The sequence below is a fragment of the Vibrio sp. MOR3 genome (genome assembly GCF_001557775.1).
GTDB lineage: Bacteria > Pseudomonadota > Gammaproteobacteria > Enterobacterales > Vibrionaceae > Vibrio > Vibrio jasicida.
In genome coordinates, this window is sequence record NZ_LNRD01000003.1 from 389,588 (window position 1) to 405,875 (window position 16,288).

Here is a 16,288-nt window from a genome sequence, read left to right on the forward strand (position 1 = left end):
ACTTTATTCAATAATTACGACAAGTTAGAGCACGTAAACTCTACATAGAGTTAATACTCCAAGCGGATATAAAAACGTCATAAATACACAATGTCATCAAGGATAGATGCATGAAAAAACGTACCTTGCTTGCGGTAACAGCAGCATTAGTTGGCTCTGTACACTCCGCCCCCATAGCAGCGCAAGATAAACAGAGCGCGATTCTTCAGTCGGCTGAGCTTTTTGCCAAAAGTTCGGCTTACTTTAATCCAAAAATATCACCTGACGGCAAGCACTTAGCCTTTGAATCCAGTATCGATGGTAAAGATGCTTTGGTTATACTCGACAGTAAAACCATGCAGCCGAGCAGTGTGCTGCGCTTCTCAGGTAACGAGCAAGTGGGTGATTATTACTGGGTCAATAATGAACGTGTTGTCGCATCCAAAGAATATTTAAAGAGTTGGTCTACCGCTCCTCGCTACTATGGCGAACTCGTCTCGGCCAATGTGGATGGAAACAAATACGCTTATATATTTGGTTATAACCCTCCTCAAACTAGCCGCCTAGTACGAGCATCTTCTATCGTGAGAGCTTACGGTGATGTCTTAGATATTCTGCCTGAAGACGACCGCCATATCTTAGTTTCTGCTCTTCCTTTCGGTGAATACAGTTTCAACTTAGAAGCGCCAAGAGAGGTGTACCGCGTCAACGTATACACCGGTAGACGCTCAAAGATAACGACAGCACCCATCCCGTTTAGTCGGTTTCTCACCGACCATGATGGTGAAGTTCGCTTTGTTTCAGGCTTGAATAGCAATAACAAAGTCGAGCTTTATTATCGCGTCAACGATCAATGGAAAAGCTCCGATAAATTGGCGGCTTTAAAAAACTTCGAAGAGTTCTATCCTATCTCTTTTGCAGAGAATCACGATTCCGTTTATGCCGCGATAAGTCAGTCAGGAGAGCCAAGAGCAATCCATCACCTCAACTTAAAAACCGGTAAAAGTACAAAAGTTGCCTCGGATGATACCGTCGATCCGAAGGAATATTGGTTAGATCCAGACTCAAAGCAACTTTACGCCGTCGAGTTTGAAAGTGATTACCCTACTTATGCCTTTGTTGATCCAAAAAACAAACGCAGCGAGTACCTAAAGCAGATCCTCACTTCTCTACCCGGTCATCAAGTTCGCCTAGTCAGTGAGACTGAAGCTGGTGATGCTTACGTCATTATGGCCTTTAACGATAGAAATCCTGGGGATTACTACTTATTTACCACCGAGCCAAAAGAAATCCGTTATCTGTTCTCGGCACGAGAGTGGTTAGACCCAGAGAAAATGGCCGAAGTGAAGCCTTTTGAGTTCACCAGTCGAGACGGGAAAACCATATCAGGCTATCTGACATTGCCTCCAAATACTGAAGCAAAAAATCTCCCTCTTATCGTCAATCCGCATGGCGGTCCTCATGGTCCACGAGATTGGTGGCGTTTTACCGAGGAGAATCAGTTTCTCGCTAACAATGGTTATGCTGTGATGCAAGTAAACTTTCGTGGTAGTGGTGGTTTCGGTAAGCAGTTTGAAGAGGCTGGCTATCGTAAATGGGGAACGAACATTCAATATGACATCATCGACGCCACCAAACACATTGTCGCAGAAGGCATCGCAGATAAAGAACGCATCTGTATTTCTGGCGGAAGCTTTGGTGGATACAGTGCATTGCAATCCGCCACCCTTGCACCTGAGTTATTCAAGTGCGCCGTGGGCAGTGCCGGTGTTTATGACCTTGAGTTGATGTTCACCGAAGGTGATGTGCCCGATAGCCGCATGGGGTTAAGCTTTTTGAAAGAAGTACTGGGAACCGATCCTAAAGTCTGGAAAGCCATGTCTCCAACACATAATGCAGACAAGTTAAAAGCTTCTATCCTTCTCGTGCATGGGGGCAAAGATCAACGTGCGCCTATTGAACATTATGAAGCGATGGCTAAAGCACTCGACAAGCTCAACTACCCATACGAATCTTTTGTGTTAGACGATGAAGGACATGGCTTTTACAAAGATGAACACCGAGCTAAATATTACGCTCATGTGTTGGGCTTCTTCGACAAACACTTAAAAAACTAACCTCCTAAAGTAAAACCTCAAAGGCGATAACCATTCCGTTATCGCCTTTTCTTTTTAGCCCAAAGCAAACGTTTGCTTTTTGAATAAATCCCTCTATAATCGCGCTCAAAATTTATGGTGTGCACCTTGTCACATCAAACCAACCTGAGTTGACACTGATTAACAGCAATCACAGGTCATAACGTCAACTCCACCCAGCACTCCCATTCAGCGAGCTCTGGGGCAAGAATTATTGCGACTAGCGAGACAAACATGACAACTTCAAACCGAACTTCGGAACTGGTCTATCAGTTAAACGATCGTCCACCACTACCTCAGACCATTTTTGCTGCACTTCAGCACTTATTGGCGATGTTCGTAGCCGTTATTACTCCTTCTCTGATCATTTGTCAGTCTTTGGGTGTGCCTGCAGACCAAACCAATACCATCATCAGCATGTCACTGTTTGCGTCAGGCGTGTCTTCCTTTATTCAAATTCGTACCTTTGGTCCTATCGGCTCTGGTTTGCTTTCAGTGCAAGGCACCAGCTTTAACTTCTTAGGTCCAATCATCGGTGCGGGTCTTTCTCTTAAAGCTGGCGGCGCTGATCTTAGCACCATGATGGCAGCGATTTTCGGTACTATCTTGGTGGCGTCTTTTGCTGAAATCCTGCTATCTCGCGTCCTAGAACACGCACGCCGCATCATTACGCCATTAGTATCTGGCATTGTCGTGACGCTTATCGGTCTAACACTTATCCAAGTGGGTTTGGTATCAATGGGCGGTGGCTACGCGGCAATGAGCGACGGCTCTTTCGGTAGCCTAGACAAGTTAGCTCTCGCTGGTACGGTACTTGGCCTAATCGTAATTCTTAACCGTTCAAAGAACCCATACCTACGCGTTGCATCAATTGTAATTGCTATGTTGGTTGGCTACGTCATGGCGTACTTCATGGGCATGGTCGATACCTCAACACTGGGCGAAACTGATCTCATCGCACTGCCAATCCCAATGCAATACGGCTTAAGTTTCGACTGGTCGCTGTTTATTCCATTGGTTCTGATTTTCTTCATTACGGCACTAGAAGCGATTGGTGACATTACCGCAACGTCTGAAGTTTCTGGAGAGCCAGTGAAAGGTCCGGTTTACATGAAGCGCATCAAAGGCGGCGTATTAGCTGACGGCCTGAACTCAGCGATTGCAGCATTATTCAACAGCTTCCCGAACTCTACCTTTAGCCAAAACAACGGCATCATCATGCTCACTGGCGTAGCAAGCCGTTACGTGGGTTACTTCATCTCAGGCATGCTGGTGATTCTGGGTCTGTTCCCGGGTGTGGCAAGCTTTGTTCAGCTGATTCCTGAGCCAGTACTGGGCGGCGCAACCATCGTGATGTTCGGCACCATTGCCGCAGCGGGCGTGCGCATTATCTCTCGTGTCGATCTCGATCGCCGCGCAATCCTAATTATGGCGCTGTCATTCTCAATGGGTTTGGGTATTGCACAAAAACCTGAAATTCTGCAATTCATGCCTGAGTTCATCAAGAGTATTTTCTCAACAGGCGTGGCGGCAGGCGGCATCACCGCTATCGTATTGAACCTACTGCTTCCAGAGAAATTGGAAGAGGAAGGTGAGCAGGTTGCTCAAGAGGTAAAAGAATCCTAACCTTGCCTAGGATGATCGGGGAGCCCAACCTAGTCATAGGTTGGGCTTTTTTATTGGAATCAGTTGAGCGAAGAAAGCTTACTTGGTTGGGAAACTGATTTGTGCGCTTAACCCGCCTTCACTGCGGTTACGTACCACAACCGAGCCAGAATGTTGGCTAACGATACGCTTCACAATGGCTAAGCCCAATCCGGTCCCCTCACTGCCTCGCGCGGTATCACCACGAGTAAAAGGTTCAAACAGCTTAGCAATTTGCGACTGCTCGATACCCGGGCCATTGTCTTCAACGCAAACCCACACCAACTGTTTGTCGGCGGTGACGCCCGTACTGATTTTCACCCAGCCATTACCGTATCGTAGAGCGTTAACCACAAGGTTACTCACCGCGCGTTTAATCGCTATTGGACTGCCTTTCGCGGTTGGCATCGTTGGGTTGAGGTCAGTTTCGATTTCGACTTCATAACCCCCTTCCGACGTTGCTACATCGCTGGTAATGGTATTAATGTCCACCTGCTCAAACGACTCTTTATTTACTGGCTTGAGGTAGTCCATAAACTGACTGATGATCTCGTTACACTCTTCAGTATCACTGATGATGCCCTCGGCTAGGTAACTGTCTTCAGGTGACATCATTTCTGTCGCGAGGCGAATACGCGTCAGTGGCGTGCGTAAGTCGTGACTAATGCCTGCCATTAGTAGCGCACGATCTTCTTCCAGCTCTTGAATACCTTTCGACATCTGGTTGAATGCGCGAGTTACAGAGCGGATTTCTGAAGCACCTTTCTCTGGCAATGGCGGCGGAATTTCACCTCGACCTACTCCTTTCGCGGCTTTTTCTAACGCAATCAAAGGTCGGTTTTGCAAACGGATAAACAACCAGCCACCAGCAATGATAAGAAGCGCCATGATCAAGCTGTTACGGAACAGCGGAGCAAAATCTTCTTCTTGCAGTTCAGAGAGCGGAATACGAATGATGGAGTTCGGCAACTGATCGATGCGCATCCACAGAATGTAGCTCTCACTGCCAAGTAGCAAACGAACTTCCGTTGGTGAGCCAAGCTCTTGCGACATTTCTTCTGACATCAAGTCAATCGACATCGCATGATTGAACTCATTCATCATCTCGCTATCAACGCTATGTACTGTTACTCCAAGATTTTCTAGCAATTGGTGACGCAGAGGTGCGTCAGACTTGAGTAAACCATCTTCATCAAGAACCAAATTCAATTCATGAGCGAGAATTTTGTTGAACTGTTGCAAACTTGGCATCAACGCGTAATTAAAAACGGCGTAGTAAGAAAAGACTTGGCTAGCGAGAAGCAAAGAAATGAACAGTAAAATGGATTGTGTAAATGAACTTCGGATTCGCATGGAGGATCCCTAATGGACTGTTCCTAGTGAACAACATTAATTGCGAGTTTCCAGCCCTCAAACAGGAAGGAGGTTTGAGGGTGGAATATGAGCTGCCGAGTATCGGCAAACCTTTTATAGCGGATTACGCTTCTTTACCGTCTGGAACGAACACGTAGCCTAAACCCCACACCGTCTGGATGTAGCGCGGCTTGCTTGGATCATCCTCAAGCATGCGGCGTAGACGCGAAATTTGAACGTCGATAGAACGCTCCATTGCCGAGTATTCACGACCACGGGCCATGTTCATCAGCTTATCACGTGACATCGGCTCACGAGCGTTGGTCACAAGTGCTTTCAGCACCGCAAACTCACCTGAAGTCAGTGGCATCGCCTCTTCACCACGGAACATTTCGCGCGTTCCTAGGTTCAGACGGAAGTCACCAAACTCAACGACTTTCTCTTCCGTGCTTGGCGCACCAGGTAGTTCAACCGTTTGGCGGCGAAGTACTGCTTTAATTCGAGCCAGCAGTTCGCGCGGGTTAAACGGTTTTGGTAAGTAATCGTCTGCTCCCACTTCTAGACCAACGATACGATCAACTTCATCGCCTTTCGCCGTCAGCATTAGGATAGGTAGCATGTTGTTGGCATGACGTAAACGACGACAAATCGATAAGCCATCTTCGCCCGGCAACATTAAATCCAGCACCATAAGGTGGAAGTTTTCACGGGTCAGAAGACGATCCATCTGCTCGCCGTTAGCGACACTTCTCACCTGAAAACCTTGCTCAGAAAGGTAACGCTCCAAAAGAGCACGCAAACGAGCATCGTCATCAACCACTAATATTTTATGATTTTCCTGCATTGAAACATCCTTTCAGAGGCATCTATAGTCAAAAATGTATCACTGTTTTTTCAAACGTGCTTGTGCAAATTGTTACTCTTTTTATCTTAGCCACGATTTTGATGGATTATTCCCATGTTTCACCTTGTTTTTCTTCCTTTCACAACAATTTACAGTCAGACAAAATCAAGGCTGCTATACCCAAGTGACTTCAAGATGCAGGATTCAGAGCGCTGTCATTGATTCCCTGTTTATCGAAAGTAAGCAAGGAAAACAACGCAGCGTAATAGCCAGCTCTTTCTAAGTTGTTTGACACAGCCATTGGTTTAATAAAAAAGCGGGTCAATTACACGCTCCCGAAGGGCACTCTTTACAAATGGTAAGGCTCTTGGCTTGTATACTTTGTTGCCGATTCTTGATTTAGGTCCACTAGACCTTTAAACCGCCGCCGCGTCTACAAACCAAGTCATTCTCGCTGAACCTAGCATCTTGAGGTTACTTGGGTATATGATCAACAGAATCCAATAACGGCTGATTTACTTCTAATGAAAACCAATTTAATTACCCGTGAAGGCTACAATCGCCTAAAAACAGAACTCGACTTTCTTTGGAGAGAAGATCGCCCAGAGGTCACCAAAAAGGTAACTTGGGCAGCAAGCTTAGGCGACCGAAGCGAAAACGCAGATTATCAGTACAACAAAAAACGCTTGCGTGAAATTGACCGCCGCGTCAGATACTTACGAAAGCGCTTAGAGCAAGTCAAAGTGGTGGATTACTCACCTCAGCAAGAAGGCAAAGTGTTCTTTGGTGCTTGGGTGGAAATTGAGAATGAGGCGGGCGATGTGAAGAGTTTCCGCATCGTTGGTCCCGATGAAATCTATGGCGATGCAAAAGGTTATATCTCGATTGATTCCCCAATGGCTCGTGCGCTACTAAAAAAAGAAGTCGATGACGAGTTCGCAGTGAGAACGCCGGAAGGTTACAAAGAGTGGTTTATTAACAGCATTCGCTACCAAGGCGAAGAAAACTGATTGAGTAACCCGATAAAAAGAAAGCCGCACTCTTTAGTGCGGCTTCTACGTTTTGGATATCAACCGTGAAGGTTACTCTTCGTAGTCAGGCTTCTCGGTCACAATGTAGTTGGTATCGCTGGCAACAATCGCACCGTGCTTCAAGAAGTTCTTACCCAGAATCATGCTGTAATGGAAGCGGCTGCGGTCTTGCAGGTTAACGCGAATCTTCTTCTCTAACTCACCCAACTTGACGTGCATCTCCACTACAGGGCGTACGTTGGCCTTCTCGCCTTTCTTGGCTTTAATGCGCATCACGTCGACAACAGGCTTGGTAAATTCTTTCTTCATGCCGCTGTCATTCTCGTAGGTAAAGCTCACCATGTCTTTGCCATCTTTCTTGAACTGCTTGATGTTCTTGGCATTAATCGAGCTCACATCCGCACCTGTATCCAACTTCACAGGGAATGACATACCTTCCACTTCCGCCACTTCAATATGGCCCGCTTTGAACAGCGGTTTTGCATCCAGCAAATGATCCGCACGAGTATTCAGAAGCACACCACCTTTTGCCATGTTGTGGCCAAAGACAAAAAATGGTTGCTCTTGATCGTCCTTCTCTAACACATCAATGGCGAAATCAATGGTCTTCTCTTCGTCACCAAATAGGAACTCCCCTTCCACTACTGGGCGTACTGAGTCACCTACCTTGAGCTTCTTCAATACGCGTTTAGTGATTTTCTCTTCTTTGCCTTCTGCATTCGGGAGATAGAAGGTCACGACTTCTTTCTTGTCTTTTTCGGTCAATTCAAAACCATCCACACGCATCAGTGGTGTCTTCACCGCAAAAGTGGGATACGCAGACAAGACGTAGCCATCAATATTGACGGATTCCTCTGGCGAGATAACCAGCGGTTTCGATTTCAATGCACTCTTAAACGACTTCTCAACCCCGCCGAGAAGGTTTTCTTTATCGGTATCAATCACAAAGTGCTGGCTTGCAACATCCTTACCCAAGCGAATTTGCGAACTGAAACCACTGCGGTCACGTAGGTACACCAACCATTGCTGAGTCTCGGTTTCGCTCACTTTGACAGGTAAATAAACCAAAGGGCGCTCGCTTTTACTTGTTTTAAGCATACGCACTAATGGCAGAGTCATTGGATGACGTTTACCGTTTTCACCTTCTAAGGTGAACGAAACCTGTTTTTTCTTCTCGTCCACTTTGATATTCAAAGCATGCACATTGGTGTAACGACTGGTGGTTGAGATGCTAATTTTGTATGGCACACCTTCGACTTCAACCGTTTCTTTTTTACCAATCATCTGGGCTTTAGGTTGCTCTTGAAGATAATCGTAGCCAGCAAACACCCACGCATTGTTATCAAGGTAAGTTTTACCAATCAAAATCGGCGCTGAGAATTGAGTACGCTTGGTTAGGTTCACCACGGTGTCCACAGTATGCCCTGCAATGGTCATCGGCATTTTTACCGTCGGGCGCAAAATTGGTTTTTCACTGGTACGGCTACGGATCGCACTGATACGCTCAAGATCATCGGTGATCTTAATTTCTTTACCGGTGTATGGGTGATGAATCGTAAAGCTCACGGTCACTTGGTAGGGTTTGAAGCTGTCTGAATCCCACTTGGCTTTCGTCCCGCCAAGGTCATCGATGATTGCCCACATCAACTTGCTATCTTTTAAGTTTTTGTATTCTGGGTTGGTACTGCTTACATGGATGTTTTCTGCGTGCATCGATGTCGTATCGGCACCGGTATCAATTTTACCGATGAACGGCACATCGCTTAGCTCTGGAATGTCGCTGTAATACACGCTTTCAACACGGCCTAGTACCAGTTTGTCATCAAGTTGATAGATTGGATCTTGGGTTGTTGCAGAGAGAGATTGTGACCACGCGAGCGGTGCCGCTAATAAGGCACCTGAGAGCGCCAGAGCCAAAGACATTTTCTTCATCATTGTTTTCCGTGTGAGCTAAGGTACAGGGGTTAGTCGATAACCAAACGTATAAGTTCTCAATTTAATTACAGTTTTGACACAAATCTGACTGATGTCCACCAGCGCTCGGTAAATTTTTGCGTTACTAGTTTAAAACATTGCAAATTCCATGAATGGCCCCAATGTTCTATACACAACCAATACCCAAACAGAATTAAAGAGAATACACGGATGAGCCAAGCTATCTGTCGCATGATTGCTCAAGAGCTGAATGTTCGCCCTGAGCAAGTCAACGCTGCTGTAACCCTTATCGATGACGGTAACACGGTCCCATTTATTGCACGTTACCGTAAAGAGGTGACGGGCGGTCTTGATGACACCCAACTGCGTACTCTAGACAGTCGTCTGTCTTACCTTCGTGAGCTGGACGATCGCCGTCAAACCATCCTGAAGTCGATTCAAGAGCAAGGCAAACTTACGCCAGAGCTAGAACAAGAAATCACTCAGGCAGACAGCAAGACTCGTCTTGAAGACTTGTATCTACCTTACAAACCAAAGCGCCGCACCAAAGGTCAGATCGCGATTGAAGCCGGTCTTGAGCCACTTGCAGACCTGCTTTGGAATCATCCGCAAACTGAGCCAGAAAGCGAAGCAAGCAAATACCTTGATGCAGACAAAGGCGTGGCAGACACCAAAGCCGCACTGGATGGCGCTCGCGCAATCATCATGGAACGCATCGCGGAAGACGCAAACCTACTGGAGAAAATCCGTAGTCACCTAAACCGCAATGCGGAAATGGGTGCTCGTGTCGTAGAAGGCAAAGAGCAAGAAGGTGAGAAGTTCAAAGATTACTTCAACCACAACGAGGCCCTAAGCAAAGTGCCATCACACCGCGCACTGGCGATGCTACGCGGTCGTAACGAGGGCTTCCTGACATTGGCAATGAATGCCGATCCAGAACAGGAAGAAGGCGTTCGCCAGTCTTACTGCGAAACAATTATCGCTGACCACTACGGCGTTACGCTTAGCAGCGCACCTGCGGATACGTGGCGTAAGCAAGTAATTAGCTGGGCATGGCGCATCAAAGTATCGATGCACATGGAAACCGAGCTAATGGGCGCAATGAAAGAGCGTGCAGAAATCGAAGCGATTGAAGTATTTGCCACCAACCTAAAAGACTTGTTGATGGCAGCACCGGCAGGTCCTCGTGCAACACTTGGTCTCGATCCTGGCCTGCGCACGGGCTCTAAAATCGCTATTGTCGATCCGACTGGTAAGGTGCTTGCAACCGAAACCATCTACCCTCACCCACCACAAAAGCAATACGACAAATCAGCGCAAGTCGTTGATCAGTTGGTGCGCAAGTACAACGTGGATTTGATCGCTATCGGCAACGGCACGGCTTCACGTGAAACCGACAGTTTTGTCGCAGACGTCATCAAACGTGGCAACCTGAAAGTTCAGAAAATTATCGTGAGTGAAGCGGGTGCATCAGTTTACTCTGCGTCTGAGCTTGCAGCGAAAGAATTTCCGAATATGGACGTGTCTCTGCGTGGTGCGGTGTCGATTGCTCGTCGTCTGCAAGACCCACTGGCTGAACTAGTGAAAATTGATCCTAAGTCGATCGGTGTGGGTCAGTACCAGCACGACGTTAGCCAATCTATGCTGGCAAAACGCCTAGATGCGATTGTGGAAGACTGTGTAAACGCGGTGGGTGTTGATGTGAATACCGCCTCTGCAGCGCTACTGACACGCGTAGCGGGTTTATCTAGCACCATCGCGCAGAACATTGTCGACTTCCGTGATGAAAACGGTCGTTTCGAAGCTCGCACGACCTTGAAGAAAGTGCCTCGCTTGGGTCCTAAGGCATTCGAACAGTGTGCTGGCTTCCTACGAATCATGGATGGCAAGAACCCACTTGATGCATCTGCAGTTCACCCAGAAGCGTACCCAGTGGTAAAAGCGATTTCTGAAAAAAACAGCAAAGACATCAAAGCACTGATTGGTGATTCAAGCTTCTTAAAAGGTCTGCATGCAGTCGATTACACTGACGATAACTTCGGTGTGCCAACCATTACTGACATCATCAAAGAACTGGATAAACCGGGCCGTGACCCACGTCCAGAATTCAAAACGGCGACGTTTGCAGAAGGTGTAAACTCAGTTTCTGACTTGGAACCGGGTATGATCCTAGAAGGCGTAGTATCGAACGTAGCCAACTTTGGTGCCTTCGTTGATATCGGCGTTCACCAAGATGGTCTAGTACACATCTCTGCTCTGACAGATCGCTTTGTGTCTGATCCACGTGAAGTGGTGAAGGCGGGCGACATCGTTAAAGTGAAAGTAATGGAAGTGGACGTGCAGCGTAAGCGTATTGGTCTCTCAATGCGTATGAACGACGAACCGGGTCAAGACAACCGTAGCCAACGCTCATCAGCAGCGCCGCGCCGTAATGACCAACCGCAGCGTCGTCAACCTCGCCGTGATGACTCGTCATCTAACAACGCGATGGGCGGTGCTTTTGCCGCAGCGTTTGCTAAAGCGAAAAAGTAATCTCGCCAAGGCTTCACTACTAATAACGAGACTTCACCACTAACGAATTTTCACAACTAAAAAGAAAACGCTCCAATCAGTGAATCTGCTTGGAGCGTTTTTGTTTGAGTAGGATATTGAGTCGTCATAATACTGCTATCACTTCTGACGGTGTATGGGGCGCGACCGAGTGACCATAATGAAACTTAATCACCTTCCTGCGCTTTTCCATCAATCCCTCTTTGACCGCAGCATCCAAAATGCGCTTAGGTAATCGAAAGCGTATCGCGTAGCCCTTACCCTGATCTTCGCTGTAACTCTTGAGCGCAAGCAAACCGAAGAGACGCTCTAGCGTGTCTTCAGGTTCTTCGTGATAACGGGTATCCACCTCGGGTTCCACTTCGTAACCTGGATGCTCCGATGGGTCCCACGAGGATTGGCGTCGCCGCTTCTCATCACTTTTTACTTTGCGCTCCGCATTGGTTTTTGCCAGTGCGACTGTTGGCGTGACAGGTTCTCGGACTTTATTGTCACGAGCAGCTTGTTCCGTCTGCACATTAACGGATGGGGCGATCAGTGGCACGCTTACGTTAGCCGGTGACACAATCATTGCGAACCCTCCTCAGAGTCGCCCAACTCGTCAATACAGCAAACTCCTCCTACAAGAAGAGTTCACTAAAACTTATATCGACCAATTTTTAAACAGCTTTAGGGTTTTATTCGCTTAGATTTGTAGACTCGCTAATTAAGCGGCAAATTCTCGCACTTGAAGACAAAACGCTTCATGTTCGGTCATGAACGGCGCGTGGGAAGATTGGTTGAAAACAAACTGCTGAGAACTTGGCAACTGCTCACTCAAGTCACTTGCCACTTTGATTGGCACTAAACCATCAAGTCGACCATAAAGGCGTAGCATCGGCATAGAAAGGGAAGCCAAAGAATCGCGCAAATCCACATCGGCAAGAATGTTCAAACCAACCAACAATGAATCAGGGTTTGGTTGCGGACGCGATAGTACCGCTTGTTTGAGTTGTTTAACGTCTTTGCGCGCAGACGGGCTGCCCATCGCTTGCAGCGCCATAAAGCGCTCGATAGTGACCGAGAAGTCTTCCAGCAATTGATCGGTGAATGCGGTCAATACGTTAGGTTGAATGCCACGCCAAGGACGTTCAGCAGAAAATTTTGGTGAACTTGCTACCGTGATTAACTTGCTCACACGCTGCGGTGCATTAAGTGCAATGTAGGTTGCCACCAAGCCACCTAGTGACCAGCCAAGCCACACTGCTTTTTCTGGCGCGTCTTGCAGAACAAGGTCAACGATTTTTGCTAAGTCTTCGGCGTGAGATTCTGCGCTGTGTCCGTACCCCGGAAGATCGACCACATGCACTCGGAAATAAGGTTGAAGAGACTCGACCGTCTGCTGCCATACCGCACCATTCATGCCCCATCCATGAAGCAACACTAAATCTGGTCCTTGACCAAACGACTGCCAGTGTAAATTCGTGCTCATGTTCTCGTTCTCTCCCACTTATCTTATTCCTTACTAGACATTCCAAGCTTTAATCTGATGACTCGCTCACCTTGGATGGATTGTATGTTATCTGATCAATGGCAAAACATCATGCACCGTGTACTTGGCAATCAATGCGGTTTGTGTCGATTTCCGATTTCCGCTGAACAGAAACCAAACCCAATGCGTTGGTGCGACCATTGTTTTGAACACCTTACACCCATCAAACGGTGCACTCGCTGTGGTTTAAAAATGACAGAGAAGGCGTCACAAACCTCCACGGAGTGCGGTGAGTGCCTGAAAGAGCCACCGCCTTGGCAACGTTTGTATACGTTGGGAGATTATGATTTCCCCCTTTCTCATCAAGTACAACGCTTTAAGGATAATGGTGAATCTTGGCATGTTACCGCCCTAACTCAATTGTTAGCGGAACGAATCGAGCATCCTGCTCCTATCATTACTAGTGTCCCTTTGCATTGGCAACGTTACTTAAAGCGAGGATTTAATCAGAGTCATGTCTTGGCGACACATTTAGCGCACCACTTGAATAGCAACTATCGCAATCGCGTTTTTAAACGCGTCAAAAGCGCACAATCTCAACGTGGAAATAAAAAAGCCGGTCGCGAGCAAAATTTGAAAGCAGCATTTGCGCTACACGGTGAGGTAAACTTTTCCCACATTGCTATCGTGGACGATGTTGTCACAACAGGCAGTACCGTCCGACAATTATGTCATTTACTACTTGAAGTTGGCGTAGAAAGCATCGATATTTACTGCATCTGCAGAACTCCTGCCCCTGGTTCAGGCTAGATCGCTTGGCAATGCCTTAGTATCAAAAAGACTAGACCAAGGCGGTAACAGGAGTAGAATAGCAGCAATAGCCTACAAATTTACTCAGGTATTCGTCGTGTCAAATATTACTATTACAGAAACTGCGCAAACGCATTTCGCCAACCTTTTAGGCCAACAACCTGAAGGTACTAACATTCGAGTTTTCGTTGTAAACCCAGGAACACAAAACGCAGAGTGTGGCGTGTCTTACTGCCCACCAGAAGCCATTGAAGGCACTGACACCGAAATCCCTTACAGCGGTTTCTCTGCTTTCGTTGACGAGCTAAGCCTACCTTTCCTGGAAGATGCTGAAATCGATTTCGTAACAGACAAAATGGGTTCTCAACTGACGCTTAAAGCACCTAACGCAAAAATGCGCAAAGTGTCTGACGACGCACCTCTAGTAGAGCGTGTAGAGTACGTAATCCAAACTCAAGTGAACCCTCAGCTAGCAGGTCATGGTGGTCACGTAAACCTTGTTGAAATCACTGACGACGGTATCGCTATCGTTGCATTCGGTGGCGGCTGTAACGGCTGTTCAATGGTTGATGTGACACTAAAAGAAGGCATCGAGAAAGAACTACTGAACCAATTCATTGGTGAATTGACAGCGGTTCGCGACGCAACAGAACATGACCGTGGTGATCACTCTTACTACTAAACGTTCAAAAGAACTCGGCTTTGAGAGCCAGTAAAAGTGTACATTGACGAAAAATGGGAGGCGTTTGCTTCCCATTTTTGTTTTCAATCGAACGAAGCTGAATCATCACGCTAGAAACTCGAGCCTTCTTCTCATATATTAAGAAATCTCATTAGCTTTAAAGAGTCAACGACACATAGGAGCCGGCGTTATGTCGAAAAGGACCCCACCAGAGATACTCTCTTGTCAGACGGTCGCACAATCTAAACTGTTTGCAGTGGAAGCCCTAGACCTTCGCTTCTCTAATGGTGAGTTGCGTACCTACGAGCGTATGAAACCCAGTGGGCGCGATGCTGTAATGGTTGTTCCTGTTACGGAGCAAGGCGATTTACTGCTCGTACGCGAATACGCAGCAGGCACAGAACGCTACGAGCTCGGCTTTCCGAAAGGTTTGATTGACCCAGGGGAGACTCCGCATCAAGCGGCAAATCGTGAGCTTAAAGAAGAAATTGGTTTTGGCTCTAACACGCTAACACCACTCAAACAAGTCATTCTTGCTCCTTCTTATTTCTCCAGCAAGATGACCTTGTTCTTAGGACAAAGCCTTTACCCTGAAAAACAAGAAGGTGACGAGCCAGAGCCATTAGAAATTGTTCGCTGGCCACTTGCTCAAGCCGAAGAATTATTAACGCACTTGGATTTTTGTGAAGCAAGAAGCATCACGGCGTTGATGTTGGCACTAAAACACTTACAAAACACCACTCACAACCAAAACCAATAACGGTCAAAGAGCCGAGCCATAATTGTGAGAAAGGACCATTACTTATGCCAATGACAAAAGATTTATCTCACCTGCTCCCGCAAGTCATCGAGATCGCGCGTAGTGCAGGACAATTGATTTTAGATATCTACGAAAAAAAGCAGTACGAAGCCTACATCAAAAGTGATGAGACACCGGTCACCAGTGCCGACATTGCAGCACATAAGCTAATTACAGAACGCCTAAGCGAGCTGACACCTGATATCCCCGTGCTTTCAGAAGAAGCAGCGGACATTAGCTTAGAACAACGCGCACAGTGGGAACGTTACTGGTTAGTTGACCCTCTTGATGGTACACAAGAATTCATCGCACGCAGTGGTGACTTCGCGACCATCATTGCTCTGATCGACAACAACAAGCCAACCATGGGAGTAGTTTACGGTCCAGTTTCTGGCGTAACTTACTATGCTTACAATGGCAAAGGTGCATGGAAGATCCCAGACATGTCAGAGAGTGTGAAAATTCATACCCACAAACATGAACAACCGGGACAAAACATCGCAATCGCAATCAGTCGTCGTCAAGACATCAACCGCATTACCAGTCGTATGAGCAGTGCTTGGAACTACGATTTAATTCCACTCGGCTCTGCCGCACTTAAAGCATGCCTTGTCGCTGAAGGTGCTGTGGACTGTTACTTACGTCTAGGTCCAACTGGCGAGTGGGATACTGCGGCTACGCAGTGTATTGTTGAAGAAGCGGGCGGACGTATTCTCAGCACACAACTTGAGCCGCTGTCTTACAACGAGCGCGAGACGTTAGAAAATCCGAACTTCATCGTACTAGGCGATGCTGACTTACCTTGGGACGAGATTCTACAACGCAAAGATTGATCACAATCCAAACTGCATAGCTAGATTTTAAAAGGCCACGAATCGACTTCGTGGCCTTTCTTTTTATCTCTTGTACAGCGATAGGAGTATTTAGCCTACCATGTTCTAAGTACTTACTCAGCTGTACACTCTCATGTTATTCACTTAAAAATCAGAAGCTTAGACAAACAGCAAATAACCAACTGAATTTCCTGTACAGCGAATAGCAGGTTTGGCCTACTA

Annotated in this window: 13 protein-coding genes; 8 read left to right on the forward strand and 5 right to left on the reverse strand. The window is 47.0% G+C overall.

What is annotated here, in order from left to right; all coding sequences use genetic code 11:
* Positions 1-110 precede the first annotated feature (110 nt).
* Both ATB76_RS09175 and ATB76_RS09180 read left to right on the forward strand, forming a co-directional pair.
* Positions 111-2,096: a S9 family peptidase gene (locus tag ATB76_RS09175; RefSeq protein WP_061035050.1), complete on the forward strand. Its 1,986-nt coding sequence runs from the start codon at positions 111-113 to the stop codon at positions 2,094-2,096.
* Between the two features lie 252 nt (positions 2,097-2,348).
* Positions 2,349-3,740, forward strand: coding sequence for a uracil-xanthine permease family protein (locus ATB76_RS09180; protein ID WP_061035051.1), 1,392 nt, complete (start codon positions 2,349-2,351; stop codon positions 3,738-3,740).
* A gap of 78 nt (positions 3,741-3,818) precedes the next feature.
* Here the strand turns inward: ATB76_RS09180 and envZ are convergent, their stop codons facing one another.
* Together envZ and ompR are read right to left on the reverse strand one after the other, a co-directional pair.
* Entirely contained in the window at positions 3,819-5,111 is a 1,293-nt protein-coding gene (envZ, locus tag ATB76_RS09185; protein WP_038876979.1) for a two-component system sensor histidine kinase EnvZ, read from the reverse strand.
* Positions 5,112-5,235: 124 nt separating this feature from the next.
* Positions 5,236-5,955, reverse strand: a complete 720-nt coding sequence (gene ompR, locus ATB76_RS09190; RefSeq protein ID WP_038870089.1) for a two-component system response regulator OmpR — start codon at positions 5,953-5,955, stop codon at positions 5,236-5,238.
* Between the two features lie 524 nt (positions 5,956-6,479).
* Here ompR and greB point away from each other — a divergent pair.
* Positions 6,480-6,965, forward strand: coding sequence for a transcription elongation factor GreB (greB, locus tag ATB76_RS09195; RefSeq protein WP_045422161.1), 486 nt, complete (start codon positions 6,480-6,482; stop codon positions 6,963-6,965).
* 72 nt (positions 6,966-7,037) lie between these two features.
* Here greB and ATB76_RS09200 read toward each other — a convergent pair whose 3' ends face one another.
* On the reverse strand, positions 7,038-8,921 hold the full coding sequence (locus ATB76_RS09200) for a RimK/LysX family protein (RefSeq protein ID WP_104029916.1): 1,884 nt from the start codon (positions 8,919-8,921) through the stop codon (positions 7,038-7,040).
* 210 nt (positions 8,922-9,131) lie between these two features.
* Between ATB76_RS09200 and ATB76_RS09205 the strand changes: the two genes are divergently transcribed.
* Positions 9,132-11,453, forward strand: a complete 2,322-nt coding sequence (locus ATB76_RS09205; RefSeq protein ID WP_061035053.1) for a Tex family protein — start codon at positions 9,132-9,134, stop codon at positions 11,451-11,453.
* 124 nt (positions 11,454-11,577) lie between these two features.
* Here ATB76_RS09205 and ATB76_RS09210 read toward each other — a convergent pair whose 3' ends face one another.
* Together ATB76_RS09210 and bioH are read right to left on the reverse strand one after the other, a co-directional pair.
* Positions 11,578-12,042 (reverse strand): hypothetical protein, encoded by a 465-nt coding sequence (locus ATB76_RS09210; protein ID WP_038870081.1) that lies wholly within the window; start codon positions 12,040-12,042, stop codon positions 11,578-11,580.
* Between the two features lie 135 nt (positions 12,043-12,177).
* Positions 12,178-12,942 carry a pimeloyl-ACP methyl ester esterase BioH gene (bioH, locus tag ATB76_RS09215; RefSeq protein WP_061035082.1) on the reverse strand — a complete coding sequence of 255 codons (765 nt, stop codon included), beginning with the start codon at positions 12,940-12,942 and terminating at the stop codon, positions 12,178-12,180.
* 84 nt (positions 12,943-13,026) lie between these two features.
* Between bioH and ATB76_RS09220 the strand changes: the two genes are divergently transcribed.
* The 4 genes from ATB76_RS09220 (at position 13,027) to cysQ (ending at position 16,066) form a co-directional block, all read left to right on the forward strand.
* The gene (locus ATB76_RS09220; protein ID WP_038870079.1) at positions 13,027-13,752 is read left to right on the forward strand and encodes an amidophosphoribosyltransferase; all 726 of its coding nucleotides are present in this window, start codon (positions 13,027-13,029) and stop codon (positions 13,750-13,752) included.
* Between the two features lie 97 nt (positions 13,753-13,849).
* On the forward strand, positions 13,850-14,434 hold the full coding sequence (gene nfuA, locus ATB76_RS09225; protein ID WP_038870077.1) for a Fe-S biogenesis protein NfuA: 585 nt from the start codon (positions 13,850-13,852) through the stop codon (positions 14,432-14,434).
* 190 nt (positions 14,435-14,624) lie between these two features.
* Complete coding sequence (gene nudE, locus ATB76_RS09230) at positions 14,625-15,194, forward strand: ADP compounds hydrolase NudE (protein WP_061035054.1); 570 nt, start codon at positions 14,625-14,627, stop codon at positions 15,192-15,194.
* Between the two features lie 44 nt (positions 15,195-15,238).
* The gene (gene cysQ / locus ATB76_RS09235) at positions 15,239-16,066 is read left to right on the forward strand and encodes a 3'(2'),5'-bisphosphate nucleotidase CysQ (RefSeq protein WP_038870073.1); all 828 of its coding nucleotides are present in this window, start codon (positions 15,239-15,241) and stop codon (positions 16,064-16,066) included.
* Positions 16,067-16,288: the final 222 nt, after the last annotated feature.

Excerpts from the sequence above, each read along its gene's own strand:
- ATB76_RS09175 (WP_061035050.1), top strand. The coding sequence starts at position 111 with ATGAAAAAACGTACCTTGCTTGCGGTAACAGCAGCATTAGTTGGCTCT.
- ATB76_RS09180 (WP_061035051.1), top strand. The coding sequence starts at position 2,349 with ATGACAACTTCAAACCGAACTTCGGAACTGGTCTATCAGTTAAACGAT.
- envZ (WP_038876979.1), bottom strand. The coding sequence starts at position 5,111 with ATGCGAATCCGAAGTTCATTTACACAATCCATTTTACTGTTCATTTCT.
- ompR (WP_038870089.1), bottom strand. The coding sequence starts at position 5,955 with ATGCAGGAAAATCATAAAATATTAGTGGTTGATGACGATGCTCGTTTG.
- greB (WP_045422161.1), top strand. The coding sequence starts at position 6,480 with ATGAAAACCAATTTAATTACCCGTGAAGGCTACAATCGCCTAAAAACA.
- ATB76_RS09200 (WP_104029916.1), bottom strand. The coding sequence starts at position 8,921 with ATGATGAAGAAAATGTCTTTGGCTCTGGCGCTCTCAGGTGCCTTATTA.
- ATB76_RS09205 (WP_061035053.1), top strand. The coding sequence starts at position 9,132 with ATGAGCCAAGCTATCTGTCGCATGATTGCTCAAGAGCTGAATGTTCGC.
- ATB76_RS09210 (WP_038870081.1), bottom strand. The coding sequence starts at position 12,042 with ATGATTGTGTCACCGGCTAACGTAAGCGTGCCACTGATCGCCCCATCC.
- bioH (WP_061035082.1), bottom strand. The coding sequence starts at position 12,942 with ATGAGCACGAATTTACACTGGCAGTCGTTTGGTCAAGGACCAGATTTA.
- ATB76_RS09220 (WP_038870079.1), top strand. The coding sequence starts at position 13,027 with ATGTTATCTGATCAATGGCAAAACATCATGCACCGTGTACTTGGCAAT.
- nudE (WP_061035054.1), top strand. The coding sequence starts at position 14,625 with ATGTCGAAAAGGACCCCACCAGAGATACTCTCTTGTCAGACGGTCGCA.
- cysQ (WP_038870073.1), top strand. The coding sequence starts at position 15,239 with ATGCCAATGACAAAAGATTTATCTCACCTGCTCCCGCAAGTCATCGAG.